Annotated in this window: 6 protein-coding genes; 3 read left to right on the plus strand and 3 right to left on the minus strand. The window is 23.1% G+C overall.

The window, feature by feature from the left end; all coding sequences use genetic code 11:
* The 3 genes from Q4E08_RS11250 to Q4E08_RS11260 all read left to right on the plus strand — a co-directional run.
* On the plus strand, positions 1 to 134 hold a 134-nt coding region (locus tag Q4E08_RS11250; RefSeq protein ID WP_303131022.1), incomplete at its 5' end, for an HAD hydrolase family protein.
* 27 nt (positions 135 to 161) lie between these two features.
* Positions 162 to 1,127: an LCP family protein gene (locus tag Q4E08_RS11255; protein ID WP_303131013.1), complete on the plus strand. Its 966-nt coding sequence runs from the start codon at positions 162 to 164 to the stop codon at positions 1,125 to 1,127.
* Positions 1,128 to 1,580: 453 nt separating this feature from the next.
* On the plus strand, positions 1,581 to 2,153 hold the full coding sequence (locus Q4E08_RS11260) for a sigma-70 family RNA polymerase sigma factor (RefSeq protein WP_303131015.1): 573 nt from the start codon (positions 1,581 to 1,583) through the stop codon (positions 2,151 to 2,153).
* 304 nt (positions 2,154 to 2,457) lie between these two features.
* On the opposite strand, the gene Q4E08_RS11265 is transcribed toward Q4E08_RS11260, so the two are convergent.
* The 3 genes from Q4E08_RS11265 to Q4E08_RS11275 all read right to left on the minus strand — a co-directional run.
* The gene (locus tag Q4E08_RS11265; RefSeq protein ID WP_303131017.1) at positions 2,458 to 4,068 is read right to left on the minus strand and encodes a hypothetical protein; all 1,611 of its coding nucleotides are present in this window, start codon (positions 4,066 to 4,068) and stop codon (positions 2,458 to 2,460) included.
* A gap of 353 nt (positions 4,069 to 4,421) precedes the next feature.
* Positions 4,422 to 5,420 (minus strand): FUSC family protein, encoded by a 999-nt coding sequence (locus Q4E08_RS11270; RefSeq protein ID WP_303131018.1) that lies wholly within the window; start codon positions 5,418 to 5,420, stop codon positions 4,422 to 4,424.
* A 215-nt stretch (positions 5,421 to 5,635) separates the two neighbouring features.
* Positions 5,636 to 6,127 (minus strand): VanZ family protein (locus Q4E08_RS11275; RefSeq protein ID WP_303131020.1); only part of this gene is annotated, 492 nt, incomplete at its 5' end.

The following is a 6,127-nucleotide window of genomic DNA, read 5'->3' on the forward strand; positions in this document are numbered from 1 at the left end:
CTATGATAAGATATGCCGGCATTGGAGTTTGTATGGGTAATGGACTTGATTTATTGAAAAAAGAAGCTCAGTATATTACTGATACAAATGTAAATTCTGGTGTAGCTAAAGCCATTAGAAAGTTTGCTCTTTAATCTTTTATACTGAAAGGAGAACAAAAAATGGGGGAAAAATCAAAAAGAAAAATGGCAACTTGGAAAAAGGTTGTTATAGGTATAGTTATTGCAATATTAGTTATAATAGTACTTGGAGCTGGATATGTATATGCTATGCTTAATAAAACTAATAAAGTAGAACTTAATAAAAATAATCTTGGTATTAATGAAGAAGCTCAAAATGAAGCTACAAAATCAGATATAACTAATATTGCATTATTTGGAATCGATGCTCCTCAAGGTCAAGTAGGAAGATCTGATGCTGACATGATTCTTACAATTGATAATAAACATAATAAAATTAAGCTTACTTCTCTTATGAGAGATTCATATGTTAATGTGAAAGGTCATGGAATGACAAAACTTACTCATGCTTATGCTTATGGTGGTCCTGAACTTGCATTAAATACTATCAATACTAATTTCGATTTGAATATTGATAAATTTATAACAGTAAACTTTACTTCACTACCAAATGTTATTAATAAACTTGGTGGAATTGATATGAATATTACTAAAGGTGATTTAAAATACATAAATGGTTACATAGATGATATTAATAAAAAAGATCACACAAATTCACCTCATATAACAAGTACAGGAATGCAACATTTAGATGGTGTTCAAGCTACAGCTTATTGTAGAATTAGATATGATGGCGGAGATCAAAGAAGAACTGAAAGACAAAGAAGAGTTATAACTGCTGTCTTCGATAAAATAAAAAATTCTCCTGTAACTGATTATCCAGGAATTTTAAATCAATTATTACCTCTTGTAACTACTAATATAAGTTCAAATGAATTTATAAGCTTAGGTAAAGATATAATTGATACTGGAGCTAATAAAATTGATGAACTAAGAGTTCCTTGTGATAAACATGAAAATGGAAAGCTTATAAAAGGTGTTTATTATATGACATTTGATATACCAGCTGAAACAAAAGAATTGCATAAATTTATTTTTGAAAATTAATTAAGACATAAAAGTAGGAATATTATTTCCTACTTTTGTACTTTATAAAACTAATGAAGTTAAACAAGTATAACTATAGTCCACTTATGTTTTTATTTTTATATTAAAAATTCCTTCAAATCATTTTATACTTTTATTTACATAAAATCCTTATAATGCTATACTATATTTATAAAAATATATTTTATTTAATAAAGAATTATTCTTTATTAACATAATTAAATATAATAAAACTTATATAGCAATAATTAAATCTAAAGTATAAGCAAAGTTAAAATATAAGCTTAGTTACTCATAATGTAGCTAAGCAAAATTTTTAACATTTATACGAACATACGTTCATATTTTTTATTATTTTTTATTTTATTTGCATATATATAAGTAAATATATTATTGAAAATTATTAATTAAAAACTAAAAATAAAACGTATAAATTGAAAGGGGGACATAATAATGCGAGACATAACTTTAATTCTACTTGCCAAAAATAATGATAAAAATTCAAAACAAATATTAATAGAAAAATATTTACCTTTAGTAAAAAAGGAAATTAAAAAATATCCTTTTATAGATAATTATGATTATAATGACCTTATTCAGTACGGAATACTTTCTATATTAAAAGCTATTAAAGCATTTGATGTTGAAAAGAAAACACAATTTCCATCTTACGTTAAATTTGCTGTAATAAATAACTTTGCTTATCTTTGCAGACAAAATCCTTCAGAAAAATGTGCTACAAGTTTAAATATAGAAAATGAAGACGGATTAGAAATTATAGATTTAATTGAAGATAATAAATCAACAGAAGATATTTTTATAAATAACTATGAAGATAAACGTATACTTAAAGCAAGAGAGCTTTTATCCACTGAAGAAAGACAACTTTTTGATTTTTTAATGTATAGTGGTGTTCGTTGTCCATTAAAAAGATATTCTGAAAAATACAACATTGATTATTCTAAATGTATATATCAAAAGAAAAAATTATGTACTAAATTAAAGAAGATATTTTTAAATATATAATAAGCTTATATTTTCATTTATCAAATATATTATTTATTATATGACTTTTTAAAAGATTTAATTCTATAATTAAATTTCTTTTTCTTACACCATATATTAATTTATTCTTTTATTATAAATTATTTATATAAATAAATTTTGACATAAAAATTACCCCGTCAAGTAAATTTATAACAGCACCTTTTACTGTATCTTCTTAACGGGGTACACTTTACATAATTTATACTTTTTAATTATATTCTATTTTCTTTTATAGGATAATTTTTTCTTTTAAATTTATAGTAATTACTTACAATATAAAACTTTAATTTTCTTCTCCATCAGATGGCTTATCTGGCTTTTGATTTTCAACATTATTGTCTCCTGAATTATTATCCACTTCTGGTTTATGTTGTTCTCCATTAGAACCTGAATTTTCTTCATTCTGTACATTATCATTACTTGGCTTATTAACTGGCTTATGTGTTGAAGGCCTATTTGGTCTATGTGTTGGACTACTACTTGAATTACCAGATGAATTGTTTGGTCTTGAATTATTTGTATTATATGATGGTCTATAATTATTATTGTTACTATTACTTCCACTATTATTTGTATTATCATCATCATTAGAATTATTCACATTATTATTGTTTTCTTCTTTCTCTTGCTCTTCTTGTCTTTTCTTTTCTTCTTCAGCTACCTTTTTCTTAATCTCTTTTACAATATTATTATTTTCAATATCAATATTATTTAAATAATACATAACATTACCATTTAATTTATCTTTAAATGTATTTATTATGTCTTTTGATGCTATACTTTCTAAACCAAGTTCATAATAATTACCCTTATTAAAATCATAGTTTTCTTTAATATTTATTTCACTTACAAATTCCTTGTACTTTAAAAATACGTCTTTATTAATTTCATTATTTACATCATCTGAAGCATTATCATAACAATAAGTTATACTTTTTATTAAAGTTTCATAATCTTCTTCTGAAAGTTTTGTAGAATTAACTAAAATCTCTTTAAACTTTTCTTTTACATCACTTTCTTTTAATTTAGGTAACACCTTTTCAACATCTGAAATATTAACTTTTACTTCTGGAATATCTTTATCTATACTAAAATATTTTTTAAATACGAAGCTTGGAATTTTCCCTTTTTTCTTTACTATTTCATTTAATGGAGTTGAAGTATCATTATCCTTTTCTGAAACAAGAACTTTTCCGTCATAATATTTTCCACTAAGCTTTTTATCTTTTTCATTTAAGTTTACTATTGAAAAATACTGTAAATCATCACCTTTATTTAAAAGTAAAACAAATTTTTCTGGTAATTTAATTTCTTTGTGACTCTCTTCATCTTCTAATGTAACAGCCTGCATATTAACATTTGTAGGTTTACTTTCTAAGTGCCTAAATTTATAGCCTGAAACTAAAAATACTCCTACTAAAAGGCAAATTCCAAAAATATAAAAATAAGTATTTTGCTTTTTAATACTATTTTTATATTCATCCATCATTCTTTTTCCTTTTTTATCATTAGATCTACTTATAACTTGTCCTTCTTCATACTTTAATGAATATCCATTTTCTTTATATTCCTCAAAAGCTATAGCTCCATCTTTAATGAGTTTCTTTACATATTCCTTACCAGTAAAAAATGAAAGTACAAAGGTTAAAGCAAAATTAGCTAAAATTCCAAAAGGCATTTCTATTAAAAAGACTAAAAGAGCTTGTATTAATAATAAACCAATACCTTTTATAAACTCCTTTCTTATAATATAAGAAATACCTCCAATTAAAAAAGTTAAATAATCAAAGTTATACGGAATAGTTTTTAAATTATCATCTTTATCAACTAATACAGCGTATCTTATTCCTCTTCCTTTAAGGAATGTATATTCATTTATATAGTTTCCTTTCATAGTTCCTCCTATTTTTTTGTATTATATATCTAATTTTAACATATTATTGTATGTTATGCATAAAAAAGTAAGCAAGGACTTTAATTAAAATCCTTGCTTATTTTTATAATTATTTTTTATGTTTTTCCTTACCTTGAATTTCTGGTACTGGATTCATATCATTTTTTTGTGGTGTTTTAAATCTTTTACTTTCCCATGATGATGGTTGATTCTTTTTTGCCATAATAAAACCTCCTATACAAAAAGCTTTCATTTTAAGCTTTTGTATTTAGATTATTTTTATACGACTTATTTATAATATATTGTTTTATAACAGATTTATCTTTATAACATTGCAACTATCATATAATTAACTAAATTTCATTTTTATCAATTTTTTCTTTAACATGTCTCATTGATTTATTTACTATTATAGCTATAACTACTCCAACTAACATAAAAGCTATTCTCATTGGAATTGAAACAGTAAAATTAAATAAAATCATTGCAGCTGAAAGTGCATTAAGAGTAACAAATATCATTTGATATTTATAAGGTTTAACAAACATATAAACATAACTTATTATTAAAACAGCCATAGACTCTAGTGATTTTGGAACAATAAAATAAAATATAATAACAAATGCTATTGCACCAATTATAGTTCCAAATATTCTCTCTGGTATTCTTTCTTTAGTTTGTTCATAATAAGGTTGAGTAAGTGATAAAACAGTAGCACTTATCCACATGCCTTTTTGAAATCCAAAATAACTTCCAATAAACATTGATATAGTTATTCCAATTGCCATTCTTAAAGCAAAATTAGCTTGTATTTTATTAGCATGAAATTCTGTAGTAAACATTTCTTTTATACTTCTCTTATCATCATCTTTTGATTTTTTATGTGTAAAATAATATACTAATGCAACTATAATACTTCCAATAAAAAGTGCCCCTATTCTTATTAAAAACTGATTTAATCCTAGTATTGGATTTCCTTGCATAAATACATAACATAACATAAAAGGAAGATAAGCTTTATTTTCTACTTTATTTGAAAATATATATGTAATTAAATATACTGATATAAAGTTTAGTGGTATTCCAATAAAAGCATTAAGCATACTTACGTATGAAGTTACTCCCATAATTGTAAATACAATAATTATTGATGCTATTGCATCTTTAAATTTTATACTAACATCCATAGCACTAAACATAAGAGCTGCAGTTATTATTGTTACACCAACTAATGTATTGTCTTCTCCAAAAAACTTTGAAAATATTGATATAAATATTATTATGCTAAGCATAACTAATAGGTTGTCTATTAATTTTTTCTTACTCAAAAATTTTTCCTTTTTGGGTTTCATTGATGAATCCATAGTTGTCCACATCCCTTTCATATAACTTTTTTTGGCATTAAAGAAAATCTTAACATACCATATTAATATTATCAATAAAAAAATTTATAGTTTTAAGTACTTTTTGTATATAATATATTAATTCTAAAATTTATATTATAAATATAAATTTCCCTGGAAATATGTCGATTTTACTCTACAAATAAATATAAAAAAACTAACCTCTAATATTTTGAGATTAGTTTCATACCAATTATAAAACCTAAAGTATTCATAATAATATCATTAGCATCAAATATTCCTGTTTTAGTTATACCTTGAGTTAATTCAACTAATAATATATATATTATAAATATAACTATCATAGTTGTAATATTCTTATTAAATTTAAATTTTATATATATTCCAATCGGTATATACATTAATAAGTTACCAACTATATTTATTAATGGAGATAAAATTTCATATTTTAAGTTATATATAGAATCAAATGGATTAAATATAAATGACATATTATTAGTTCTTGCTTTAAAAAAAGTTATAGCTATTAAAAATAATATATAAATAACTATAAAATTATTTGCATGAATACTAATCTTCTCATTATTTATTAAAAAATTAAATAATATATATAAAACTAGTGAAATAAGTGTTATAAATATTGTTTGAATAAATATATTCTTCGAATATCCAAGTTTAATCCAAAAGGGTAAAAT

The sequence above is a fragment of the Clostridium sp. genome (assembly GCF_030532265.1).
Classification (GTDB): domain Bacteria; phylum Bacillota; class Clostridia; order Clostridiales; family Clostridiaceae; genus Clostridium.

What these genes read in the sequence shown, in the direction of transcription:
- Q4E08_RS11270 (WP_303131018.1), bottom strand. Translation starts at nt 5,420, where the DNA reads ATGAAACCCAAAAAGGAAAAATTTTTGAGTAAGAAAAAATTAATAGAC.
- Q4E08_RS11255 (WP_303131013.1), top strand. Translation starts at nt 162, where the DNA reads ATGGGGGAAAAATCAAAAAGAAAAATGGCAACTTGGAAAAAGGTTGTT.
- Q4E08_RS11260 (WP_303131015.1), top strand. Translation starts at nt 1,581, where the DNA reads ATGCGAGACATAACTTTAATTCTACTTGCCAAAAATAATGATAAAAAT.
- Q4E08_RS11265 (WP_303131017.1), bottom strand. Translation starts at nt 4,068, where the DNA reads ATGAAAGGAAACTATATAAATGAATATACATTCCTTAAAGGAAGAGGA.